Genomic DNA, 25,342 nt, shown 5'->3' on the forward strand with positions numbered 1-25,342 from the left:
CGCCCGACTCGCACCAGCCACCGCGCCGTCCTCGCCATGCAGGCGTGCAGTACCGGAACACCATATTCGATGGCAGGCAGGTCGTGCGGCGCACCCTTGGCGGGGATCGCCAGCATCCGCCCATGCCCGCCCGGCGCCAGGCAAAGCTGCGTCCCATCAGACGGTGTCGCCAGCGCGCCGTCCTTGAAATTGCTCAGCAGCCATTGGCCTTCGCGGGTGACGAAGATGGGAACGGCGTCGTATTTCGCCGGGTCCAGCGCGGCTATGACATTGGTTGCCGAAAGCAGCGACACCTCATGCTCGGCGGAGCGCCCGCCGAACAGCAAGCCGACACGAAGTCTCTTCGCAGCCATCGACAACTCCACCAAGGATCAGGGTCGGAGCTCGCATGCGAAACACAAGGCGCGCCCTAAAGTGGTCGAGCAATAGGCCAAGGATTGGAGTGGATTTTGACCAGTTCGAGCAGTTTTTCAGCACGACCTGCAAAAGCAGTTCTCCGCCTGGAGTCCTTCAGGTGGGAGAGCGGTTCGTCGTTTTGGTGAACGATGAACCGCTCCAGGTCTATGTCTAGCGCAGCGCTGCGGCGATGTTGCCACCGTCGACCGTCGTCACATCGGCGGTGGTGCGTTCGGCCAATGCTTGGTGCAGGAAGGCCTGCGCCACGTCTTCTGCCGTCACCTCCTGTCCGAGCAGATTGCCCGACATGTATTCCTTCTCCGACACGCCGCGCGCGCCGGAACGGCTGGCGATCATGGCGTCGGTCAACAGGCCGGAGCGGATGCGGTCGGCATTGACCGCATTGGAGCGGATGCCGTGCGCGCCGTAGTCGAGCGCATATTGCCGGGACAGGAATAGCGTCGCCGCCTTCGGCACACCATAGGCGCCGAATTTCGGACCCGGGTTGACCGCCTGCTTGGAGGTGTTGAACAACAACACACCGCCGGTGCCCTGTTCCAGCATGATGCGCACCGCGTTCTGCGCCGCCGACTGGTGGGCGAAGAAGTTGAGCTCGAAACTCTTGCGCAGCAGGGCATCGTCGAGCTCGCCGATGCGGCCTTCCCAGGCGGCACCGGCGTTGGAGACCAGAATGTCGACGCCGCCATAGACAGCGACAGCTTTGTCGAAGGCGGCGTGCAGCTCGGCCGGGTTGGTGATGTCGGCGCCGACGCCGATCGAATTGTTGCCGGCTGCCTTTGCCGCCTCGGCCGCCCTGGCCGCATCGAGATCGACGACGACGGCATGCGCGCCATTGGCGGCGAACAGTTTTGCCGTCGCAGCACCGATCGCGCCGGCGCCGCCAGTGATCAGCACCACCTGGCCGGTCAGCGGCTTCGGCTTGTTGGAGGCGAGCTTGGCCTGCTCAAGCGACCAGTACTCCAGCGGGAAGAGGTCGGCCTTCGATAGAGGATGGAAGCTGCCGACGGCCTCGGCGCCGCGCACCGCCTCGATCCACATCTCGCCGACATCAGATGCGATCTTCGCATCCTTCAGCGTGCGGCCATGGCCGAACATGCCGAGGCCCGGCACCAGCGTCAGCCGCGGCATCGGGTCGAGCATGGTGCGCTGGACGTCGTCCAGCGCATCGTTGGTTTCGAAATAGGCGCGATAGTCGTTGGCGAAGGCGTCGACATGGCTCTTGATGACGGCCTTGTAGTCGCCAATCTTGTCGGCGTCTGGCACCGGAACCGCCATCGGTCCGGTCTTGATGCGGATCGACAGGTCGGGCGTCGACACGCCGCGTCCGGCATAGTCTGCAATGCCGGCTGAGTTGATGAAATCGACGATGGCGTCCGAAGTGCGGAAATCGCTGATCATGCGGTCGAAGCGGCCTTCGCCACGCGCCACCGCCACCGCGCCACGCAGCATCGGCGCGATCGCTGCCGGCGTTGCGAGCTTGGCCGGCAGTGCGGCTTTCGCTGTCTTCGGCTTGCCGTTCTTCGCCACATAGTCTTCGGCCACGTTCACATAATGGATCATGCGGTCATAGGCCTGCTTCGCATCGTCGCCGAAGGTGAAGATGCCATGCTTGTCGAGGATCAGGCCTTCGACGCTGGGGTCGGCGTCGTAGACATCGGCGGCCACCTTGGCGAGGTCGAAGCCCGGCTTGATGTAGGGCACGTACCCCATCTTGTCGCCGAACACGGTCTTGATCAGCGGCTTGCTGTCCGCCTGGTCGACGATGGCGAGGATCGCGGTCGAATGCGTGTGGTCGACGAATTTATGCGGCAGGAAGGCGTGCAGCAGCGTCTCGACCGATGGATTGGGGGAGGCGGGGTCGATGAGGTTCGCCCGCTGCAGCGCCACCATGTCCTCGTCGGCGAGGCTGGCCAGCGCACGCGCCTTCAGCAGCGCGCCGAGCTTGACCGCCGGCAGGCCTTGCGGCTCGATCACGCCCATGTCCCAGCCGCTGCCCTTGACGCACAGCACGTCCCATTCGTCGCCGACGAGGTCTGTGGCCTTGGTCTTGCAGGAAGTGTTGCCGCCGCCATGCAGCACCAGCCGCGGCTCGCCGCCGAGCAGCCGGGTGGTGTAGACGCGCAACGCGAGGTCGCGGGCCACGCCCTTTTTCGCATAGTCGGCCACCAGTCTTTCCGCGTCGTCGTCATTCCAAAGGTTCTTCATGTCGCTATGTCCGCTTTGCTGTCTTTGATGTTGCTGTGAACAGGAGTACCGCGATGCCTTGATGACAATGCGCCGGCTGCTGGGATTTCGTTGGTCAGGAAGCCTTTTTTGCCCCCGCACTGGCTCCGGCATGGTCGAGCAGCCGCCGCGCCATGCTGGCGCCGACGACGAGATGCGTGCAGAGCCCGCCGGCGAGCGCGGCGAGCAGCGGTTCGAACTTGCTGTCTTCCTGCACCACCATCAGCCGCTTTTCGATCTGGCGCAGTGACGACAGCGAGGCCGAGATGACGCGGCGGTTGTAGCTGCAGTCGAGCGCCTTGCCGGCGGCATCGATGATCTGGCCGGCAACGACGCCGGCGGCGCCCGCTTCGCGCAACAGCCCCATCTCGCCGGGGCTGAGCGCGCCGCATTTGACGACATGGCTGTCGGCGTCGACGGTGCCGACCGAATAGAGCGCCAGATCGCAGTTGGCAATATCGGCCAGTTGTTCGCGGATCACCGGTTCGGCGCGCAGCCCATGCGCCAGCAATTCCGTTGTCAGCACCAGCGGCGCGTAGAAATTGAGGCCCTTGGCGTTGAGCCGCCGGGCGATCTCCATCGTGCACTGGTCGGGACGGTAGGAGTAGGGCGCGCCGAGATTGCCGCAGAGCTGCACAACGGTGACGTCCTGCAGGTCGGCATAGGACATGACGTCGGCGATGGTGTAGACGGTGCGGCCCCAGGCGACGCCGATCCGGTCGCCCTTCTTGACCAGTTCGAGAAAGACGCCCGCCGCCAGCACCGCAACGTCCGTCGAAGGGTCGACGACATAGGCATTCTCCGGCGCGATCCACACCGCATCAAGCTTGAGCGCGTCCTCGAGCTGGCGCGCAAGCACGTCGTCGGTGAACAGCTGCGTCGAGGTCGAGATGTTGACGATGCCGGTCTCGCGCGCCTTGCGCAAATACATGGCGACCGAGGCGCGGGAGATGTTAAGCTGGCTGGCGACCTGGTCCTGGCGCAGGCCATGGGCATAATAGAGCCATGCGGCCTTGTGGATAAGCTGTTCTGCCGGTCGGATCGCCATGCCGTCTCCTCGGCTGACATTATTCACGGCTCTCGACAAAAGTCAAACTGGCGTGGGTACACGATACCTCTTTGCCCATCGAATCTGGACGATCATTGCGCCAAATGTGCCCGGTCGGGAATCGCCGATGGTGACGTGGCGGGAAGCTGTGGTTAGAAGTTCTCAACAATGAAAATTCGGGGAGCACGGGATGGGCAGTCCCTACGAGCAGGATCTCGGCAAGAACGCCGCCAACCATCAGCCGCTGACGCCGCTCACCTATCTGGAGCGGGCGGCAAGCACCTATCCCGATCATGTCGCCATCATCCATGGCAGCCAGCGCATCACCTATCGCACCTTCTGGCAGCGCTCGCTGAAGCTCGCCTCGGCGCTGTCGAAGCGCGGCATCGGCAAGGGTGATACGGTGACCGTCATGCTGTCCAACACGCCCCCCATGCTGGAGGCGCATTTCGGCGTGCCGATGGCCAAAGCGGTGCTGCATTCGCTCAACACAAGGCTCGATGCCGCCGTCATCGCGTTCCAGCTCGACCATGCCGAGACCAAGGTGCTCATCGTCGACCGCGAATTCGCTGCTGTCGTCAAACAGGCACTGGCACTGGCCAAGGTGAAGCCGCTGGTCATCGACTATGACGATCCCGACTATGCCGCCGATGCACCCTATCCCAAGGGCGAGCGCATCGGCGCGATCGACTATGAGGCGTTCGTCGCCGGCGGTGACCAGGGCTACGCCTGGTCGATGCCCGACGACGAATGGGACGCCATCTCGCTCAACTACACCTCCGGCACGACAGGCAATCCGAAGGGCGTCGTCTACCACCATCGCGGCGCTGCCCTGATGGCTTACACCAACACCATCCATGCCGGCATGGCCAAGCACGCCGTCTATCTGTGGACGCTGCCGATGTTCCACTGCAATGGTTGGTGCTTCCCATGGACAATGGCCGTCCAGGCCGGCACCCATGTCTGCCTGCGCTGGGTGCGGCCGAAGCCGATCTACGATGCCATCGCCGACCACGGCGTCACACATCTTTGCGGTGCGCCGGTCGTCATGTCGGTGCTCATCAACGCCAGCGATGAGGACAAGCGCCACTTCCCGCAGACCGTTACCTTCAACACCGCTGCCGCGCCGCCGCCGGAAGCCGTGCTGTCAGGCATGGCCGATGCCGGCTTTGCCATCACCCATCTCTACGGCCTGACCGAGACCTATGGCCCGGCGGTCGTCAACGAATGGCACACCGCCTGGGACGGTCTCGACAAGGGCGAACGCAGCGCCAGAAAGGCCAGGCAGGGCGTGCGCTATGCCGCACTCGAAGGCCTGACGGTGATGGACGCGGAGACGATGCAGAAGACGCCGGCCGACGGCGAGACCATCGGCGAGGTCATGTTCCGCGGCAACATTGTCATGAAGGGCTATCTGAAGAACAGGAAGGCGACCGACGAGGCTTTCGCCGGCGGCTGGTTCCACTCCGGCGACCTCGGCGTCATGCATCCCGACGGCTACATCCAGCTCAAGGACCGCTCCAAGGACATCATCATCTCCGGCGGCGAGAACATTTCATCGATCGAGGTCGAGGAAGCCCTCTACAAACACCCGTCCGTGGCGTCCTGCGGCGTCGTCGCCAAGGCAGACGACAAATGGGGCGAGGTGCCGGTGGCCTATGTCGAGCTGAAGCCCGGCAAGGTGGCAAGCGAGGCCGAGATCATCGAACACTGCCGCGCGCTGCTCGCCCGCTTCAAGGTGCCGAAGGCGGTGATTTTTGCCGAGATCCCGAAGACATCGACGGGGAAGATCCAGAAGTTTCAGCTGCGGGAAATGGCGAAGGGATCTTAGTTCCAGAGCGCAACGGCACGCAAGGTCGAGTTCGCGCACACCCTCTGTCACCATCTGTCACCAAATTATACGCGTACGTCGAATTCGCATTGACACTTCCCTCTTTTCGATTTACGACTGACGAAAGTTGAAATTCGTCACTCATAAATCGACAGAGAGCCATGTCCGAAGCCGCCAGCATAATGGCCGACGCTACCCGCCAGGAGAATGTCACCCGCATTCTCGACTGTGCCGAACGCCTGTTCCGGCACTATGGTTACGGCAAGACCAATGTCGCCGACATCGCCCGCGAACTCGGCATGTCGCCGGCCAACATCTACCGCTTCTTCGCCTCCAAGGTCGAAATCCACCAGGCCGTCTGCGGCCGCATGCTCCTCGCCAGCTACAACATGGCCTACGAGATTTCCCGGTTGCCGATCAGCGCCGAGGAGCGGCTGCGCCGCTACGTGCATGCGCAGTACAAGATGACACTGGAAGTCATGCTCGACGACCAGAAGGTCCACGAAATGGTCATCGTGGCGCTCGAGCGCGACTGGGGCGTCATCGACAAGCATATCGACAGCATTCACGACCTGTTTGCCGAGGTCATCCGCGAGGGCATCGAGGCCGGCGAGTTTGCCGACCAGGATCCGGTCATCGCATCGCGCTGCTTCGGCGCCGCCACCGTCATTCTGTGCCACCCGCAAATGGTGGCGCAGTGCCTTGCCAAGACCAATCGGGCGATGCCCGACGATCTCATCGATTACGCGATCAAGGCCCTGAAGTAATAGCCGCCGCCCGCCGGGCGCCGGTGTCGACCGTTCATCTCCAGTCGGGAGTACGAAAGTGTCTTTGTCCAGTTCCATCATCCGCAAGCTGCCGGTCGCCGGCCTGATCGTCGCCACGCTCGGGCTCGCCGCCTGCAGCCAGAAGAAGACCGAGGTCCAGGACATCATCCGTCCGGTCAAGGTGGTCGAGATCGGCCAGGCCGAAAAGAGTCGCGAACTCACCTATTCCGGCTCGGTGCGAGCCCGTACCGAAATGAACCTCGGCTTTCGCATCTCGGGCAAGGTCACTGAGCGCCTGGTCGACATCGGCCAGCATGTGACGACAGGCGATGTGCTAGCCCGTATCGATCCCACGGACTATGAGTTGTCGGTCAAGAGCGCCAAGGCCAGCCTCGACGCCGCCGAGCGGCAGGTCGAGACGGTCGATCTGTCCCGCAAGCGCGCTGAACAGCTTTTTGCCAAGAACTTCACCTCCAAGTCGCAGCTCGAACAGGCGACGCTGAGCTACAACCAGGCGGTAGCGACGCGCGATGCCGCCCGCTCTACCCTTGCCCAGGCGCAGAACCAAGTCGTCTACACCGATCTCAAGGCGAGCGAGAACGGCATCGTCACGGCGGTCTCGGCCGATGTCGGCCAGGTGGTCGGCGCCGGAACGCCTGTGATGACTGTTGCCGTTGACGGCGAAAAGGAAGTGCTGATCGCGGTTCCCGAAATGGACATCGCCGCCTTCAAGCCGGGAAAGGACGTCAAGGCCAGCTTCTGGTCCGATGACGCGCTGGCGCTCTCCGGCAAAGTGCGTGAAGTCGCCGGCAGCGCCGACCAGCAGTCGCGCACCTTTGCCGTCCGCGTCTCGCTGCCCGACGACCCGCGCGTGCTGCTCGGCATGACCGCCAACATCGAGGCCTCGGTGGCCAAGAAGCAGGAGATGGTGTCGATCCCGCTTAGCGCGCTTGCGGAAAAGGATGGTCGCAAGATTGTCTGGACCGTCGACCGCGCCGGCGAGACGGTGCACGAGCGCCTGGTCAAGGTTGCGGAGTTCACCGCCGACGGCGTCAGCGTCGCCGACGGGCTCAAGCCGGGGGATGTCGTCGTTGCCGCCGGCACCCAGTTCATGACCGAGAATCTCAAAGTCAAGCTGACCGGCGATGCGGTCCAGGCCGCCTCTGCGGAAGGCGATGCCGCAAAGGCCCTGCGCTGACCGCAGGCATGAAGCCGGCTTGATCGTCGCTTTGGCGAAAGGGCTGGGCAAGCGAATTCAGGGTTTCCGGGCGGCGAGCGCCCGATGGTCGAGACGCCAAGATCGAGTTCCCCCGCATCGATCCGCGCGTCCCACCGCGATGAGTGTCTCTCCGCTCGGAAAGCCTCGCCGCCCGGAAGCCAGCATCGGAATATCCTAGCTGCATGCAAAGCGCATGCGCGCACGATCAACGAATTGGACTGACGCCGATGACCACCACCGACAGCACTGAAAAGCAGCCTTTCAATCTTTCGCGCTGGGCCATCGGCCATCCCTCGATCGCGCGCTTCCTGTTCGGTCTGATCATCATTGCCGGCGCGCTCGGCCTGATGCGCATGGGCCAGAAGGAAGACCCCGATTTCACTTTCCGCGTCATGGTCGTCCAGGCGATCTGGCCGGGCTCCTCGATCCAGGAGATGGAAGACCAGGTCGTCAACAAGATCGAGCGCAAGCTGCAGGAAACGCCGCACCTCGACTTCGTCCGTTCCTACACCCGCGCCGGCAGCGCCATCATCACCGTCCAGATCAAGGGCGACACCAATGCAGAGGAGGTGAAGGACGCCTTCTACCAGGTGCGCAAGAAGGTTGGCGACATCTCCGGCGACCTGCCGCAAGGCCTGCTCGGGCCCTATTTCAACGACGAGTTCGGCGACACCTTCATCACCCTGCACTCGATCGGCGGCGACGGCTACAGCTATCCGGAGCTGAAGAAATTCGCCACCCAGGCTCGCGACATGCTGCTGACGACGCCGGGCGTCGAGAAGGCCGTCATCATCGGCGACCAGCCGGAGAAGCTTTATATCGACGTCTCGTCCAAGGCCCTGGCCGAACGCGGCCTGACGCTGACCGACCTGCAGAACGCCATCAAGGGCCAGAACAATGTCGATCCGGCGGGCTCCGTCGACACCGGCCTGCGCTCGGTGCGCATCTCGGTCGAGGGCGATGTCACCAGGGCTGCCGACATCAGGGAATTGCGCCTGCGCGCCGGTGGTCAGGTGACACGTCTTGGCGATATTGCCACCGTGAGTTCCGGTCTCGAAGATCCCTATCAGCGCAAGTACCGCTTCAACGGCCACGAAAGCGTCCAGGTCGGCGTCGTCATGGCCAAGGGTTTTAACGTCAGGGACGTCGGCACGGATGTCGAGGCGACCTACAAGCGCTTTGAGGAAGCGCTGCCCTACGGCGTTGCGGTCGACCAGATTTCCAACCAGCCCGAGGTTGTCAAGGACGCCGTCAACGAGTTCATGGAGGCGCTCGGCGAGGCGCTGCTGATCGTGCTTGCTGTCTCGCTGCTGTCGATCGGCTGGCGTTCCGGCCTGGTCATCGCCATTGCCATTCCGCTGGTGCTGGCCGCCACCTTCGCCATCATGTACGAGCTCGGCATCGATCTGCAGCGCATTTCGCTCGGCGCCCTGATCATCGCGCTCGGGCTGTTGGTCGACGACGCCATGATCGTCGTCGAGATGATGGAGCGCAAGCTGGAAGAGGGGCTGGTCAAGATCGATGCGGCGAGCTTCGCCTATTCCTCGACCGCCTTCCCGATGCTGAGCGGCACGCTGATCACCATCGCCGGCTTCATCCCGGTCGGCTTCGCCGCCTCGACCGCAGGCGAATATGTGCGCACGCTGTTCTATGTCGTCGGCATCGCGCTCGTCGTGTCGTGGTTCGTCGCCGTCTATTTCACGCCGTGGCTGGGCTACATGATCCTCAAGCAGCGCAAGCATGCCGGCAACCATCATGACGCCTTCGACACCGGCTTCTACCGGCGGCTGCGCGCCACGGTCGGCTGGGCGGTGCGCCACCGCATCATCGTTCTGGTGATGACGCTGGTCACCTTCGCCACCAGCCTGTGGGCGTTCCAGTTCATCCCACAAAACTTCTTCCCGCAATCCTCGCGGCCGGAAATCCTCGTCGATCTCTGGTTGCCTGAGGGAACCTCGATCAAGGAAGTCGAGACGCAGGCTAAGGCGCTGGAAGCCCGGATGATGGACGACAAGGACAAGCGCTTCATCGCCACCTATATCGGCGAAGGCGCGCCGCGCTTCTTCCTGCCGCTCGACCAGCAATTGCGCAATCCGAACTATGCGCAGCTTCTGGTGATGGCCAATGACGAGCCGGCACGCGAGCGGCTGATCCTCAAGCTGCGCTCAATCCTGGCGCAGGATTTCCCCTCGATCCGTTCCAAGGTCGACCGTCTGTTCCTCGGCCCGCCGACCGGCTGGCCGGTGCAGATGCGCATCATGGGTCCGGACCGCCAGGAGGTGCGCCGCATCGCCGACCAGGTGAAGGCGAAATTCGCCGAAAATCCGCTGCTCGGCGCCGTCCATGACGACTGGCTGGAGCCGGTACCGGCGATGAAGCTGATCATCGACCAGGACCGCGCCCGTGCTCTTGGCGTCACCTCGCAACGCATCCGCCAGATGCTGCAGGCAGCGATGTCCGGCGCGCCGCTCGATGACTTCCGTGATGGCGAGGAGACGGTTTCCATCGTCGCCCGCGAACCGGACGCCAGCCGCAGCCTGCTGTCCTCGGTCGACTCGGTCTATATCCCGACCGATTTCGGCGGCTTCGTGCCGCTGTCGCAGGTGGCCAAGGTGGTGCCGGTGCTCGAGCAGGGCGTCGAATGGCGGCGCGACCGCCTGCCGACCATCTCGGTGCGCGCCACGCTGCCGGATGGCGTGCAGTCGAACGACGTCGTCACCAAGCTCTACAATGACATGCAGGGCATGCGCGCCGGCCTGGCGCCCGGCTACAAGATCGAGATCCAGGGCGGTGCGGAAGATTCCGCCGAAAGCCAGGCCTCGATTGCCGCCAAGGCGCCGATCATGCTGGCCGTCATCGTCGTGCTCCTGATGATCCAGCTGCAGCATTTCGGCAAGGCGATGCTCGTGCTGGCCACCGGTCCGCTCGGCATCATCGGTGCGGCGGCGGCTCTGTTGATCAGCGGCGCGCCGTTCGGCTTCGTCGCCATCCTCGGTGTCATCGCGCTGCTCGGAATCATCATGCGCAACTCGATCATCCTGGTCGACCAGATCGATCAGGACATCGCCAGGGGGATGGACCGATCGGAGGCCATCATCGGCTCGGCCGTGCGCCGTTTCCGGCCGATCGTGCTGACGGCGATGACGGCGGTGCTGGCGCTGATCCCGATCTCGCGTGCGGTGTTCTGGGGACCGCTCGCCTACGCCATGATGGGCGGCATCCTCGTCGCCACCGTACTCACCATCCTGGTGCTGCCGGCAGGCTACGCGCTGTTCTTCGGCCGCGAGCCGAAGAAAGGCAGGAAGCCGGCTGATGAGGCGGTGCAGGACAATGACAGGCCGCCACTCGCGCTGGCCGCCGAGTAGGCGCTGCCGGCGCACAGGATGCACCTTGGAAAAGGCTGGAACGCCGTACGCTTGACGTGCGGCGTTCTGGCTTTCTCCTTGCCGGTGGCACCGAGCACCCAGGCAAGTATCTCAACACCAGGCGGGTTCATCAAAATAGGTTGAACGGCCACCTGTATGAAAATGCTTCGCGGCGCCGGTTTTGCAAAACAGAATTCCTTTCCTGGACGGCAAAGCCGTCCGATCCTGCTTACATATCGGAGCGGCAACGCTCATTCGCATCAGGTGATCATCCCATGGCAGACAACAAGCAATTGCGGCTCGGCGCCTTCATGCGTCCGGTCAGTCTTCACACCGGGGCCTGGCGCTATCCCGGCTCATATCCCGATGCCAACTTCAACTTCGCCCATCTGAAGCGCTTCGCGCAGACGCTTGAGGCGGCGAAGTTCGACGCCTTCTTCATGGCCGACCATCTGGCCGTTCTCAACATGCCGATCGAGGCGCTACGGCGCAGCCACACGGTGACCTCGTTCGAGCCGTTCACGCTGCTGTCGGCGCTCGCCGCCGTCACTGATCATATCGGCCTTGTCGCCACCGCATCGACAACCTTCGACGCGCCCTATCACATTGCCCGTCGCTTCGCCTCGCTCGACCATATCAGCGGCGGCCGCGCCGGCTGGAACATCGTCACCACATCCAATCCCGACGCCGCGCTGAACTTCGGCCTCGACGAGCATGTCGAGCACGACGAGCGCTATCACAATGCGCGGGAATTCTACGATGTGGTGACCGGCCTCTGGGACAGCTTTGCCGACGACGCCTTCATCCGCGACGCCGAGAGCGGGCTCTATTTCGATCCCGCGAAGCTGCATGTGCTCGACCATAAGGGCGAGCATCTCTCGGTGCGCGGCCCGCTCAACATTGCGCGGCCGGTGCAGGGCTGGCCGGTCATCGTCCAGGCCGGCGCATCTGAGGCCGGGCGGCAGCTGGCAGCCGAAACGGCGGAGGTGATCTTCGCCGCCCATTCCGATCTGGCGTCCGGGCAGCGCTTCCTTGCCGATGTCAAAAGCCGGGCCGAGAAGCTCGGCCGTTCGCGCGACGACATCAAGATCCTGCCCGGCGCCTTCGTCATCGTCGGCGACAGCGTCGAGGAAGCACAGGCCAAACGCGCCAAGCTCGACAGCCTGGTCTATTACGAGAGCGGCATTGCCTCGCTGTCGATCGCGCTGGGGCACGACGCATCCGGCTTCGATCCCGACGCGCCCTTGCCCGAAATCCCCGAGACCAATGCCTCCAAGAGCGGCCGTGAGCGCGTCATCGAGCTGGCGCGCCGAGAGACTTTGACCGTCCGCCAGCTGGCGCAGCGGCTCGGCGGCTATTCCGGCCTTGCTTTCGTCGGCACGCCGAAAACCATCGCCGATTCGATGGAGGAATGGCTGTTTGCCGAAGGGTCAGACGGCTTCAACGTCATGTTCCCCTATCTGCCAGCCGGGCTCGACGACTTCGCCGAGAAGGTGGTGCCCGAGCTGCAGCGGCGAAAGCTCTTCCGGCGCGAGTATGAGGGCACCACCTTGCGCGAGAATCTCGGCCTGAAGCGGCCGCCGAACCGGTTCTTCGAAGGCTCCGAAGGGGCCATTCGCAAGGCCGGCTGACGTCCTGCCATAAAAAGAAACAGGCGCGCCGAAGCGCGCCCATTCTTTTCAAGCCATCACTTTCAGATGACGAAGTACCAGTTGGCGAGCAGCATCACCACCACGCCGGCGACCAGCGTCAGGTAGGGCAGCATGCCTGCCTTTTTGACCGAGAGGTCTGCGCCCGCCATGCCGAGGTCGGCCAGCATGTGGTCGGGGAACTTGCCCTTGTCTTGGACGTAGTGCCGGTAGCAGAACACCGGGATGATCAAGGCGGCTGTGATCAGGCCGGCCCAGAGCGCCATCGGGTTCCACACCTTGGCGCCGGCGCCCATGAAGATGGCGTTTACATAGGCGAAGATGGCGCCGAGGCCGAGCAGCCAGCTCGGCGCCTTCCAAGGCCGGTTGATGTGGCCGTTGTCGATGCGGTGGATCCAGCCGGCATTGAGGTTGAGGAAGTTGAAGATGATGTAGCCGCAGTTCGACACGGCGAGGATGAAGAAGAAGCTCGTCGCGTCGGCCGAGGCGATGGCCAGCACGATCAGGTTGAAGACGAGATCGGTCCACATGGCGCGCGTCGGCGCGCCATGCTCGTTGACGTGGCTGAGATAGCGCGGCAGCCAGCCATCGACCGAGCCCTGGTAGAGCGTGCGCGACGAGCCGGCCATTGCCGTCATGATGCACAGCACCAGCGCCAGGATCATCAGCATCACCAAGAGGCTGTGGATCAATGCGCCACCCCCGACCATGCCGGCCAGTGCATCGGCGACACCCGAGCCGTCGACGATCGGCGTCGCCAGCATGCCGTTGAGGCCCAGCACGCCCTGGAAGGTGAAGGGCACCAGGATGAACAGAAGCATGCAGAGCAGGCCGGAATAGAAAATCGCCTTGAACGTGTCGGTGCCCGGGTTCTTGAACTCCGATGTGTAGCAGACGGCGGTCTCAAAACCATAGGTCGACCATGCGGCGATGAACATGCCGCCCAGCACCAGCGTCCAGCCGGCAATGTTCCACGAGCCGGGCTCCGGCGCGTAAGCCGCCGCCAGCGGCACCAGCGGCGAAAAGTTCGCCCAGTTGATCTGGCCGGTGACGATCGGCACGACACCGACGATCAGCATCGGGATGATGACCAGGAGGCCGATATACTTCTGCACATTGGCGGTGCCGAGAATGCCGCGATGCTGGATCGAGAAGATGATCAGCATCAGCACGGCGCCGATGAAGAAAGTGGCATTGAGGGTGAAGGAGACAGGACCTAGCGTGTGGCTGAACAGCGTCCAGTTGCGGATCGCCGGCGTGGCCGCTGCGGTCACCGCGGCGATGGCGTCGGCAGGCACCGTTCCGGCATGCGCCGCGATATAGGCGACGACGTCCGGCGACGCCTCGGTGAACAGCGGCACCGGCGCCAGCGCGTTGAGAATATAGGCGGCGGCGATCGAGCAGCCCAGCGACAGCACCGGCGACCAGGCGAACCAGTTGCACCACACCGACAGCGGCGCGATGAACTTGGAATAACGCAGCCAGGCGGTGGCGCCGTAGATCGAGGCGCCGCCCGACTTGTTCGGGAACAGGCCGGCGATCTCGGCATAGGTGAAGGATTGCAGGAAGCCCATGATCATGGAAGCAATCCAGATCCCAAAGGCCAGCGTTCCGGTCGTGCCGGCAATGCCGCCGATCGAAAACAGGACAAGGGCAGGAACGCCGCTCGCCACCCAGAAGGCGCCGCGCCAGTCGATGTTGCGGAGCAGCTTGCCTTCAGCAGGCTGCTCCAGGGCAGTGGTAATCGTGCTCATCTGTCTGAATTCCCCATTTTGTGTTCCCGGCAGGTGATGCCTCGGCTTCGCGAAGCTTGTTCCCCGGTACATGACCGCACGACTCCAGTGTTTCCACTCAGTCGTATTTTTTTCTTAACAGTGAAGATTGATCCGGCGCGCTTTCACGTCAAGTGATTTGTGGCGCCGTGCACATCACGGTTGCGAAACGCTCGCTTTGTCCTTCTCCCCTTGTGGGGTGAGAAGCGGTCCGCGGTAGCGGACGGAAAGCCAATTGCTTTCGAGCTTCGAACGCTCTGAGCCTGCGAAGGGCCGGGGGTGCAACCCTCAGGATCGCGGCCTGGTCTTTTGCGGATCGTAGTGAGCGAAGGCCACCACCCGCGCCGGCAGCCGCTTGGCATGACCGTCGAGCTTGCCGATCTCCACCTCTGTGCCGATTGCCGCGTGGGTGACGTCAAGCCTCGCCAGAGCGATGTTTTTGTTCAGCACCGGCGAGCGCATGCCCGAGGTGACGACACCGATCTGGGCGCGGCCGATATGGACGCAATCCCCATGGCCGACGGCGACATTGCTGTCGATGTCGAGGCCAACGAGCTTGTGCTGCGGATGTTCCTTGCGCCTTATCAGAGCCTCGCGGCCGATGAAATCGTCGGTCTTGGCCTTCAACGGCACGGTGAAGCCAATGCCCGCCTCGAACGGGTCGGTCTGGTCGGAGAATTCGTAACCGGCGAAGATCAGCCCGGCTTCGATGCGCACCATGTCGAGTGCCTGCAGGCCCATCGGCTTCAGCCCGTGCGGCTGGCCGGCCTCCCAGATGGCATCGAACACTTTTTCGGCGTCGCGTGGGTGGCACCAGATTTCGTAGCCGAGTTCGCCGGTATAACCGGTGCGCGACACCACGACCGGAATGCCATTGCCGCCGCCGATGCGCGCGACAGCGAAGCGGAACCATTCGAGTTCGTCGATCGACGGTTGCAGCGGCGAGGTCCAGACCACCTCTCGCAAAATGTCACGGCTCTTCGGCCCTTGGACAGCGACATTGTGCATCTGGTCGGTGGACGAGCGCACCAGCACCTTGAGGCCAAGCTTCTTTGCCGTCTCGCGCAGCCATTCGCCGGACAGGTCATCGCCGCCGACCCAGCGGAAATTGTCCTTGCCGAGCCGCAGCAGCGTGCCGTCGTCGATCATGCCGCCATGCTCGTAGCACATGGCGGAATAGACGACCTGGCCGACGCCGAGCTTCTTGACGTCGCGGGTCAGCGTGTATTGCAGCAGCGCTTCGGAATCGGGACCGGTGACCTCGAACTTGCGCAGCGGCGACAGGTCCATGATCACCGCGTCCTGCCGGCAGGCCCAGTACTCGGCGATCGGCCCCTCTTTGGCGAAAGAATTGGCCAGCCAATAACCCCGGTATTCCACGAAGTTGCGGGTGTGCTTGGCGAAGCTTGAATGGAAGGCGGTCTCGCGGGTCATTTTCGGTTCCGAATCGGGCGTCATGCGTCTGGCGATCGCTCGCGAGAATTTGTGCTGGCCGGAATAGGTTCGCACATGGATGTCGGTCGGGTTCCAGCCATTGGCCGGTGTCGTGTCGTCGGGACAGGCGGAGGAGACGCAGACGATGTCGGTGAGCGCCCTGAGCAGGACATAGTCGCCGGCGCGCGACCACGGCTCATCCGACACCATCACGCCATGGGCGTCGATCTCCGTGTTGAAGAAGAAGTTGATCGCCATCCAGCCGGCGCGGGGCGTCACGCCCTTGTCGGCCAGCGCGCGATTGAAGTTCTCCGAGCAGTTGGTGTGGCCGGGATAGCCGATGTCATCGTAATATTTGGCGGCACACGCCAGCGCGAATGCGTCGTGTCGCCCGCATGTGTCCTGGATAACCTCGACCAGCGGCTCCATGTCCTGGTCGTAATATTTCGAATGCAGGCCCGGCATCGGGTAGCTCGACCCCATCAGCGTGCGCGTCGTCGTTACGTCGAGCGGATGGTCCAGCCCCTTGTCCAGCTTGCGCGCCGAGAAGCACTGGAAATCGGTGCACTGGCGGCCGTCGACATCGATGATCTGCAGGTAGTCGCCCGCCTTGACGAAATAGGATTCGGCTGTCGCCGAATGGATGCGCAGATCGAGCACCGGATCGGCAAGCGGATCGGCCAGCTGCGACTTTGTCTTCAGGCGCACGGTGGCGCGGCGCACCATGACGGTGAGCGGCGTTGCCGTATCATGGCTGTCGACGAGCATCGGCCCGCCGGGTGCGGCAATCAGCATCGCGCCTTCGCGCCTGACCGTGAATGCCTGCTCGGTGCCGGCAGGCGTTGCGCCGCCGAACACACGCACCGCCTTGGGCTCGTCGAGCTGCACCTGGCGGCGCTCAAGGCCACGACGGACGGAAGCCAGGCTGTCATCGCCCTCGGCCAGAAGCGCCTTGATCCCGGCGGCATTGCTGTTGGACTTTTCGCCGAGGATGGAAGGATCGGTGGCGCCGGTCCTGTCCCAGGCCAGCAACTCGCAAGCCTGCCCGCCCTCGACATTGCGCACGGTGAACGTATCGCCGGCCTCGACCTCGATCAGCACCGCGCCATTCCCCAGGATAGTATGGCGCTCCATGCCCGGCGGCAGCGCGATCTGGCCGGGCCTCAGGATGAGGCTCGGCCGCGGCGGCCCGGCTGTCACTGAAGGGTAGGGCGACTGGCTCATCTCAGCCTTGCGGTTACAGAAACAAGTTTGCCTGTGTGTAAAATTATTTTAGCAGCAAGAATAGCAGCGCGGTTGGGTTTGGCAAGGTGGAGGTGGCGTTCTCGACGCGGTCGCTGCAGGTTAGACCCTTCCAATCAAACCCATCTTCCGAACGCCAGCGCCGCCCCTCATCTGGCTGCCGCCATCTTCTCCCCGTAAACGGGCGAAGCTGTCGTCGCCGGCTTCGCCAATCGCCAACGTTGCAGGATGAGCGCCGAGGCTGCGGCCAGCTTCTTTCTCCCCGTCACTATACGGGGAGAAATGCCCGGCAGGGCAATGAGGGCGGCGCCAACATCTGAAACTATCGAGCTAAAGCTCCTCGGAATGCTCGATAGCCACACCATACTCCGCAGCCGAATCCAACATCGTGTGCCACAGACTTTCGGCAAACGTCGCAAACACCAGGATGTTGAACACCGCCTGCCCATCCGCCTTGTCACCACCACGCCAGAGCGTGACGCTGGTGTGATCCATCGAAGTCGCGGCAGCAGCGCCAACCGGAAACGCATCGGGATGCAAATCAATCGACGACAGTTTCGCCAGCATGGCGCGCGCCTTGGGGCCGCAGACGCTGATCAGCACGCGGGCATGCGATTGGTCGGATAGTGAGGCGGAAGATGCAAAGGTCTGAGCGAGCACCTCAGTCCTGCCACCCTTCGACAGGACAAAAAACTGATCCGGTCCCGACCAGATCAGCGTCGCATCCGCGGTGCCAACCGCCTTCGGCGTTTCCGGAGCCGCGACGCCGAAACGAGCGTTCGCGGCCTCGGCCAAATCACCCGCCTTGCCGCGCCGTGCCATCACCTGGACGAGGTCGAAATTGCGGATCTCGGCCAACGACACACCGGCATCGCCTTGCACGCCGTAAGCGCCAGGAGCGAGCGCGCGCTCGAGCGGGCTGCGAACATCCCAGGAAAAATCAGCCACGCTGGCGCCCTCCATCGGGATCGTAGAAGACGGGGTTGCAGAGCTCGACATCATAGTCTTCACCGCGCAGCGGATCATGCGCATGGACGATCTCGCCGATGCGTTCGCGGCCGCGCTCGACAAGGCCGAGACCGATCCACTGGTCGAGCGTCGGCGAGAAGCAGACCGAGGTGACGTAGCCCTGGTCGTTATCAGGCCCGGGCGTCTGGCCCTTCGGGATGATGTGCGCGCCGGAGCGCAGGCGGCGCGCCTTGTCGACCGGCTTGATGCCGACCACGACCTGCCGGTCCGGCGCCACCAGCGCCTCGCGGCCGGCCATGACGCGACCGATGAAATCCTTCTTGGTCGACATCATCTTGCCGAGACCGAGATCGGCGGCGGTCGTCGTGCCGCTCAGTTCCGGTCCGGCGACATGGCCCTTTTCAACGCGCATGACGCCGAGGGCTTCTGTGCCATACGGCGTCACGCCGAACGGTTTTCCCGCCAGCATCAAATTGCGTGCCATCGCTTCACCGTAACGCGCCGGCACCGAAATCTCGAACGCCATCTCGCCGGAGAAGGAGATGCGGAACAGCCGCGCCTTGATGCCGCCGCGCAAAGCGACTTCGCGCACGCCCATGAATGGAAAACCTTCGTTCGAAAGGTCCTCGGCAGGGTCGACGATTTCCTTCAACAGGTCTCGCGTCCTTGGCCCGGCAATCGAGAATTGCGCCCACTGGTCGGAGACCGAGGTCAGTTGCACGTCGAGTTCGGGGAATAGCACCTGCCGGCAGAATTCGAGATGCTGCATCACCAGCCCGGCCTTCGCCGTGGTCGTGGTGAGGAAATAATGGTCATCGGCCAGCCGCGAGGTCGTGCCGTCATCATAGACGAGGCCGTCCTCGCGCAGCATCAGCCCGTAGCGGGCTTTTCCCACGGCAAGGTTTGAGAAGGTGTTGATGTAGGCGCGGTCGAGGAAGGCGCCGGCATCGGGGCCGTGCACATCGATCTTGCCCAGCGTCGACACATCGCAGAAGCCGACGCCGCCGCGCACCGCCTTGACCTCGCGGGTGACCGATTCCAGCCAGTCTTTCTCGCCGGCGCGCGGATACCATTGCGCGCGCTTCCACAGGCCGGTGTCGACAAAGATCGCGCCCTGTTCGGCCGCCCAGTGATGCGACGGCGTCAGCCGTGTGGCATGGAAAGTCTCGTCGCGATGATGGCCGGCAAAGGCGCCGATGGCGACAGGCACGTAAGGCGGCCGATAGATGGTCGTGCCGGTCTCGGGAATGGATTTGCCCGACACCGCCGCCATGATGGCGAGGCCGGCGACATTGGACGTCTTGCCCTGGTCGGTCGCCATGCCGAGCGTGGTGTAGCGCTTCAGATGCTCGACCGATTCAAAACCCTCGCGCTGCGCCAGCTCGATGTCGGACGCGGTGACGTCATGCTGCTGGTCTACAAAGGCCTTGCCTTTGCCAGCGACGTGCCAGAGCGGGGTCAGTGAGAAGGACTCGTCGCCGGCAACAGCTGCAGAGCCCGGATTGCCATTGCGTCCCGCGTCCCGCGCCGCTGCGGCGCCGGCCTCGAAACCTGCGCGCAGGCAGGCGCCTAGCCCGAAGTCGCCGTTAGCCGCACCTGCGGCGACCATACCGGGCGGCGCGCCGTCCGGCACGAAGGCGGCGATGTCGTCTCGCCATTTCGGCCGGCCGCGATGGTAAGAGGTGAGCCCGACCGCCGGATTCCAGCCGCCGGAAACGGCAAGCCCGTCGGCCTCGACCTCGGCGCGCGCGCCGCCGGTCAGCGACACCGCTATTTTTCTTACGCCGTCCTTGCTGCCGTCGACGCCGCTGACCGAACCATGCAGCACGGTGAAGCCGTTCCTGGAAGCGAGAGAACGATGGGCAGGCGAGACGTCAGGCCGCGCGTCGACCACCGCCGCGATCTGCAGTCCGGCGCCGAGTGCCGTCTCGACCGTGCGCCAGCCATCCTCATTGTTGGTGAACAGCGCGATCCGCTTTGCCGGCGTCGCCGCATAACGTGTGACGTAGGTGCGGATGGCGGACGCCATCATCACGCCGGGCGTGTCATTGCCGGCAAAGACGATGGGACGCTCAATCGCGCCGGCGGCGACGACGCAGCGCTTGGCCACGATGCGCCACAGGCGCTGGCGCACCTGATGCTGGGGCGGCACCGGCAGATGATCGTTGACCCGCTCGATCGCGCCATAGGTACCGCCGTCATAGACGCCGAACAGGGTCGTGCGGGTCATGATGCGGACATCCGGCATCGAGCTGAGCTCGGCCAGTGTGCGCGACAGCCACTCCGCGGCCGGCAGACCGTCGATCGTGCCGCCATCCGACAACAGACGGCCGCCGGGCGCAAAATCTTCTTCGCACAGGATGACGCGCGCACCGCTGCGGCCTGCAGCGAGTGCGGCGGCGAGACCGGCCGGACCAGAGCCGGCGATCACCACATCGCAATGCGCCCAGGCCTTGTCGTAGTGATCCGGATCGGGGGTGACCGCCGCGCGACCCAGACCCGCGGCGCGTCGGATCGCCGGCTCGTAGACCATTTCCCAGAATTTTGCCGGCCACATGAAGGTTTTGTAGTAGAAGCCGGCGACGAAGATCGGTGCGAACAGCTGGTTCACCGACATCACATCGTGGCGCAGCGACGGCCAGCGGTTCTGGCTGGCCGCTTCGAGGCCTTCATAGAGTTCGGCCGTCGTGGCCTTGGTGTTGGCCTCGCGCCGTGCGCCGGTGCGCAGTTCGACCAGCGCGTTGGGTTCTTCCGAGCCCGCAGTCAGAATGCCGCGCGGACGATGGTATTTGAACGAGCGGCCGACCAGCTTGACGCCATTGGCGACCAGCGCCGACGCCAGCGTGTCGCCCTGGAAGCCGGAGAGGCTCTTGCCATCGAAGCGGAAGTTGAGCGGCGCCGAGCGGTCGATGAGACCGCCGGATGTGAGACGATGGGATTGGCTGGAACTCACGATGGCCGGCCTCTCATCGATCCAATGCCAGGCGGGACCGTCGCGCTCTTCACCCTCCCCCTTGTGGGGGGGGTCGCTGCGCAGCAGCGGGGTGGGGGTGCGGCACCGACCCCCACCCGGACCTGCGGTCCGACCTCCCCACAAGGGGGAGGTAGGGGGCTGGCGCTTTTCGCGACGGCTGTGGTCTCGACAGAATAGCTCATGTCTCCACCTGGCTCGCACCAGCCCCCGCCGCCGGTTCCACCGCCGAGATCTCGTGCGTCAGCGTGTTGCGGGTGACCTTCAGCCAGGCCCGGCAGCCACCGCCGTGATACCAGTTCTCTGCCATCACGCCGGCGATGTTGTCGCGCAGATAGACATAGTCGTAGACGGCATCTTCGCCGGCATCCGCCGCCGGCCGTACAGGCTTGGCATCGCCGAGATAGCTGAACTCGCCGAGTTCGCGTTCGCCGCAGAAAGGACAGGTGATACGCATCTTGTTCCGGCCGCCTCAATGCAGGTTCGGTTGGGCGCCTTGGCCCTTTTCGTCGATCATGGCGCCGCGCTGGAAGCGGTCGAGCCGAAACAGCGCCGCCTCCTTGTGCGTTTCGTCACGCGCCAGAAGATGGGCAAAGACGAAGCCGGAACCGGGCGTCGCCTTGAAGCCGCCATAACACCAGCCGGCGTTGAGGTAGAGCCCGTCGACCGGTGTCTTGTCGATGATCGGCGAGCCATCCATCGACATGTCCATGATACCGCCCCACTGGCGCAGAAGCCGCACGCGGCCGATCATCGGGATCAGCGCCATGCCGCCTTCGCAGACATCTTCCATGACAGGCAGATTGCCGCGCTGGGCGTAGGAATTGTAGCCATCGATGTCGCCGCCGAAGACCAGCCCGCCCTTGTCCGACTGGCTGACATAGAAATGCCCGGCGCCGAAGGTCATGACGCCGGGGATGAGCGGCTTGATCGCCTCCGAGACGAAAGCTTGCAGCACATGGCTTTCGATCGGCAGGCGCATGCCCGCCATCGCTGCGACACGCGACGATGACCCGGCGACTGCCATGCCGACCTTGCCGGCGCCGATCTTGCCGCGCGACGTCTCGACGCCAGTCACCTTGCCGTTGCCGTCCCGGACAAAGCCGGTGACCTCGCAGTTCTGGATGATGTCGACGCCGAGTTCGCTCGCCGCATGGGCATAGCCCCAGACCACCGCGTCATGCCGCGCGGTGCCGCCGCGGCGCTGCAGGAGGCCGCCCTGCACGGGAAAGCGCGCATGGTCGAAATTCAGGAACGGCAGCATCTTCTTCAGCGCCGCCTGGTCGAGCAGTTCGGCATCGATGCCATTGATGCGCATGGTGTTGCCGCGCCGCGCATAAGCGTCGCGCTGCGCATCGGAATGATAGAGGTTGAGGACGCCGCGCTGGCTGACCATGGCGTTATAGTTGAGGTCCTGCTCCATCCGCTCCCAAAGCTTCATCGAAAGCTCGTAGAAGCCGGTATTGCCGGGCAGGCCGTAATTGGAACGGATGATGGTGGTGTTGCGGCCGGCATTGCCGGAGCCGATCCAGCCCTTTTCCAGCACGGCGACGTTTCTGATGCCGAACTCGCTGGCGAGGAACCAGGCGGTGGCGAGCCCATGGCCGCCGCCGCCGATGATCACAACATCGTAGTGGTCCTTGGGCGCCGCATCGCGCCAGGTGCGCTGCCAGTTCTTGTGGCCGGAAAGGGCAGCACGGGCGAGCGAGAAGATCGAATATTTCATCAGGTCATTCCGAGGTCGCTCGCACCGCTAGGACGATTATATGTCCAGCGTGTGGTCGCGCTCCCATTGCGTGAAGTGCGAAGCATAGGAATTCCATTCCTGTTGCTTCAGCTTTAGATAAGCCGACGAGAATTCCTCACCCAGCGCCGCCTTGAGCGATTTGTCCTTGTCGTATTCGCGAAGCGCGTCGAGCAGGTTGAGCGGCAGCTTCGGCGCGCCCTTCACAGTGTGACCGTTCTGGTACATGTCGATGTCGTAGCGCTTGCCGGGATCGGCCTTGGAGCGGATGCCGTCGAGACCGGCGGCAATGATGACGGCCTGCAGCAGATAAGGGTTTGCGGCGCCGTCCGGCAACCGCAGCTCGAAGCGGCCGGGGCCGGGCACGCGCACCATGTGAGTGCGGTTGTTTCCGGTCCAGGTCACCGTGTTCGGCGCCCAGGTGGCGCCCGAAATGGTGCGCGGCGCGTTGATGCGTTTGTAGGAGTTCACCGTCGGGTTGGTGATGGCGGCCAGCGCCGAGGCATGTTTCATGATGCCGCCGAGGAAATTCTTGCCCTTGGCCGACAGGCCGAGTTCCATCGCGTTATCGGCAAAGACGTTGACCTTGCCGGCCTTGTCCCAGACCGAAATATGGGCGTGGCAGCCATTGCCGGTCAGGCCCTGGAAAGGCTTTGGCATGAAGGTCGCGCGCAGGCCGTGTTTCTCGGCCACCGACTTGACCATGAACTTGAAGAAGGAGTGCTTGTCGGCGGTGGCGAGCACATCGTCGAAAGCCCAGTTCATCTCGAACTGGCCGTTGGCGTCCTCATGGTCGTTCTGGTAGGGGCTCCAGCCCAGCGCCAACATGTGGTCGCAAATCTCGGCGATGACATCGTAGCGGCGCATCACCGCTTGCTGGTCGTAGCAGGGTTTTGAAGCCGTGTCGTATTTGTCGGAGATGACGCTGCCGTCCGGCGAGATCAGGAAGAACTCTGCCTCGACGCCAGTCTTGACATGCATGCCGTCAGTGGCGGCTTCCGCGATCAGCCGGCGCAGCGTGTTGCGCGGCGCCTGCTCGACTTCCTTGTCGTCCATGATGCAGTTGGCGGCGACCCAGGCGACATCGGGCTTCCACGGCAGCTGGATCACCGAATCCGGATCCGGCACCGCCAGCATATCAGGATGCGCCGGCGTGAGGTCGAGCCAGGTGGCGAAACCGGCGAAGCCGGCGCCGTCCTTCTGCATGTCGGCGATCGCCTGCGCCGGCACCAGCTTGGCGCGCTGGCCGCCGAACAGGTCGGTGTAGGAAATCATGAAATATTTGACGCCGTTCTCTTTGGCGAATGCGGCGAGATCGTTCCCCATTATAGTTCCTCGCTTATTTTGATGTGTTTTTTAGAAGCCGTTTTTCCCCGGTATCCAGTTGGTGCCGGCCAGCGGCACGCCAGCCATGGCGGCGGCTTCGATGGTGAGGGCTACGAGATCCTCGGGCTCGAGATTGTGCAGGCTGTTCTTGCCGCAGGCACGCGCAATGGTCTGCGCCTCCAGCGTTATCACCTTGAGGTAGTTCGCCAGCCGCCGTCCGGCGGCGATCGGATCGACCCGCTTCATCAGTTCGGGGTCCTGCGTGGTGATGCCCGCGGGGTCGCGACCCTCGTGCCAGTCGTCATAGGCGCCGGCGGTGGTGCCGAGCGCATTGTATTCGGCCTCCCAGCGCGGGTCGTTGTCGCCGAGCGCGACGAGCGCTGCCGTGCCGATCGACACCGCGTCGACGCCGAGCGCCAGCGCCTTGGCGACGTCGGCGCCATTGCGGATGCCGCCCGACACGATCAGCTGCACCTTGCGGTGCATGCCGAGATCCTGCAGCGCCTGCACCGCCGGCCTGATGCAGGCAAGCGTCGGCTGGCCGACATTTTCGATGAATACTTCCTGGGTGGCCGCCGTGCCGCCCTGCATGCCGTCGACGACGACGACATCGGCGCCGGCCTTCACCGCAAGTGCTGTGTCGTAATAGGGGCGGGCGCCGCCGACCTTGACGTAGATCGGCTTTTCCCAGTCGGTGATCTCGCGCAGCTCGAGGATCTTGATCTCGAGATCGTCCGGCCCGGTCCAGTCGGGATGGCGTGAGGCCGAGCGCTGGTCGATGCCCTTCGGCAGCGTGCGCATTTCGGCGACGCGGTCGGAAATCTTTTGTCCCAGCAGCATGCCGCCGCCGCCGGGCTTGGCGCCCTGGCCGACAACGACTTCGATGGCGTCGGCACGGCGCAAATCCCTGGGGTTCATGCCGTAGCGTGACGGCAGGTACTGGTAGACCAGTTGCTTGGAATGGCCGCGCTCTTCCTCGGTCATGCCGCCGTCGCCCGTGGTGGTCGACGTGCCTGAGAGCGTAGCGCCACGGCCGAGCGCTTCCTTGGCCGGGCCGGACAGCGACCCGAAGCTCATGCCGGCAACGGTGATCGGGATTTTCAGCTCGATCGGCTTCTTGGCATAGCGCGAGCCCAGCACGACCGACGTGTCGCACCGCTCGCGATAGCCTTCCAGCGGATAGCGCGAGATCGAGGCGCCGAGGAACAAAAGGTCGTCGAAATGCGGCAGCTTGCGCTTGGCCCCGGCGCCCCTGATGTCATAGATGCCGGTCGCCGCGGCGCGGCGGATTTCGGAAAGCGTGTAGTCGTCGAAGGTCGCGGATTTGCGCGGCGTCGTCGGCGGGTTCTTGTAGGTCATGCTGCC

Annotated in this window: 15 protein-coding genes and 1 pseudogene; 5 read left to right on the plus strand and 11 right to left on the minus strand. The window is 63.9% G+C overall.

Annotation, left to right across the window (positions count from 1 at the left end):
- Window positions 1-6: 6 nt before the first annotated feature.
- The 3 genes and pseudogenes from NLY36_RS24665 to NLY36_RS24675 form a co-directional block, all read right to left on the minus strand.
- A pseudogene (locus NLY36_RS24665) lies at window positions 7-353 on the minus strand (D-alanine--D-alanine ligase A); the annotation flags it as partial.
- Window positions 354-567: 214 nt separating this feature from the next.
- Complete coding sequence (locus NLY36_RS24670; RefSeq protein WP_023696642.1) at window positions 568-2,622, minus strand: bifunctional aldolase/short-chain dehydrogenase; 2,055 nt, start codon at window positions 2,620-2,622, stop codon at window positions 568-570.
- A gap of 94 nt (window positions 2,623-2,716) precedes the next feature.
- On the minus strand, window positions 2,717-3,688 hold the full coding sequence (locus tag NLY36_RS24675; RefSeq protein ID WP_023696641.1) for a sugar-binding transcriptional regulator: 972 nt from the start codon (window positions 3,686-3,688) through the stop codon (window positions 2,717-2,719).
- A 190-nt stretch (window positions 3,689-3,878) separates the two neighbouring features.
- Between NLY36_RS24675 and NLY36_RS24680 the strand changes: the two genes are divergently transcribed.
- The 5 genes from NLY36_RS24680 (at window position 3,879) to NLY36_RS24700 (ending at window position 12,501) form a co-directional block, all read left to right on the plus strand.
- Complete coding sequence (locus NLY36_RS24680) at window positions 3,879-5,519, plus strand: acyl-CoA synthetase (RefSeq protein ID WP_023735627.1); 1,641 nt, start codon at window positions 3,879-3,881, stop codon at window positions 5,517-5,519.
- Window positions 5,520-5,680: 161 nt separating this feature from the next.
- The gene (locus NLY36_RS24685; RefSeq protein ID WP_286461551.1) at window positions 5,681-6,286 is read left to right on the plus strand and encodes a TetR/AcrR family transcriptional regulator; all 606 of its coding nucleotides are present in this window, start codon (window positions 5,681-5,683) and stop codon (window positions 6,284-6,286) included.
- A 58-nt stretch (window positions 6,287-6,344) separates the two neighbouring features.
- The gene (locus tag NLY36_RS24690) at window positions 6,345-7,484 is read left to right on the plus strand and encodes an efflux RND transporter periplasmic adaptor subunit (protein ID WP_023735625.1); all 1,140 of its coding nucleotides are present in this window, start codon (window positions 6,345-6,347) and stop codon (window positions 7,482-7,484) included.
- A 248-nt stretch (window positions 7,485-7,732) separates the two neighbouring features.
- Window positions 7,733-10,870: an efflux RND transporter permease subunit gene (locus NLY36_RS24695; protein ID WP_023729265.1), complete on the plus strand. Its 3,138-nt coding sequence runs from the start codon at window positions 7,733-7,735 to the stop codon at window positions 10,868-10,870.
- Between the two features lie 275 nt (window positions 10,871-11,145).
- Complete coding sequence (locus tag NLY36_RS24700) at window positions 11,146-12,501, plus strand: LLM class flavin-dependent oxidoreductase (protein WP_023735624.1); 1,356 nt, start codon at window positions 11,146-11,148, stop codon at window positions 12,499-12,501.
- 62 nt (window positions 12,502-12,563) lie between these two features.
- On the opposite strand, the gene NLY36_RS24705 is transcribed toward NLY36_RS24700, so the two are convergent.
- The 8 genes from NLY36_RS24705 to NLY36_RS24740 form a co-directional block, all read right to left on the minus strand.
- Window positions 12,564-14,273 (minus strand): trimethylamine N-oxide permease, encoded by a 1,710-nt coding sequence (locus NLY36_RS24705; protein ID WP_023684441.1) that lies wholly within the window; start codon window positions 14,271-14,273, stop codon window positions 12,564-12,566.
- Window positions 14,274-14,579: 306 nt separating this feature from the next.
- Window positions 14,580-16,949, minus strand: coding sequence for a trimethylamine N-oxide demethylase (locus NLY36_RS24710; RefSeq protein ID WP_023735623.1), 2,370 nt, complete (start codon window positions 16,947-16,949; stop codon window positions 14,580-14,582).
- Window positions 16,950-17,297: 348 nt separating this feature from the next.
- A complete protein-coding gene (locus NLY36_RS24715; protein WP_023735622.1) occupies window positions 17,298-17,915 on the minus strand; it encodes a sarcosine oxidase subunit gamma in 618 nt (205 codons plus the stop codon).
- On the minus strand, window positions 17,908-20,889 hold the full coding sequence (locus NLY36_RS24720) for a sarcosine oxidase subunit alpha (protein ID WP_023735621.1): 2,982 nt from the start codon (window positions 20,887-20,889) through the stop codon (window positions 17,908-17,910). Before NLY36_RS24720 ends, NLY36_RS24715 begins: the two co-directional genes overlap by 8 nt.
- Before the next feature lie 199 nt (window positions 20,890-21,088).
- Entirely contained in the window at window positions 21,089-21,364 is a 276-nt protein-coding gene (locus NLY36_RS24725) for a sarcosine oxidase subunit delta (RefSeq protein WP_023684437.1), read from the minus strand.
- Between the two features lie 15 nt (window positions 21,365-21,379).
- Window positions 21,380-22,633, minus strand: a complete 1,254-nt coding sequence (locus NLY36_RS24730) for a sarcosine oxidase subunit beta family protein (RefSeq protein ID WP_023668554.1) — start codon at window positions 22,631-22,633, stop codon at window positions 21,380-21,382.
- Window positions 22,634-22,669: 36 nt separating this feature from the next.
- The gene (glnT, locus tag NLY36_RS24735; protein ID WP_023684436.1) at window positions 22,670-23,977 is read right to left on the minus strand and encodes a type III glutamate--ammonia ligase; all 1,308 of its coding nucleotides are present in this window, start codon (window positions 23,975-23,977) and stop codon (window positions 22,670-22,672) included.
- Window positions 23,978-24,007: 30 nt separating this feature from the next.
- Window positions 24,008-25,336: an FMN-binding glutamate synthase family protein gene (locus NLY36_RS24740; protein WP_023687061.1), complete on the minus strand. Its 1,329-nt coding sequence runs from the start codon at window positions 25,334-25,336 to the stop codon at window positions 24,008-24,010.
- Window positions 25,337-25,342: the final 6 nt, after the last annotated feature.

The sequence above is a fragment of the Mesorhizobium sp. C399B genome (assembly GCF_030323185.1).
Taxonomy (GTDB): Bacteria; Pseudomonadota; Alphaproteobacteria; order Rhizobiales; family Rhizobiaceae; genus Mesorhizobium.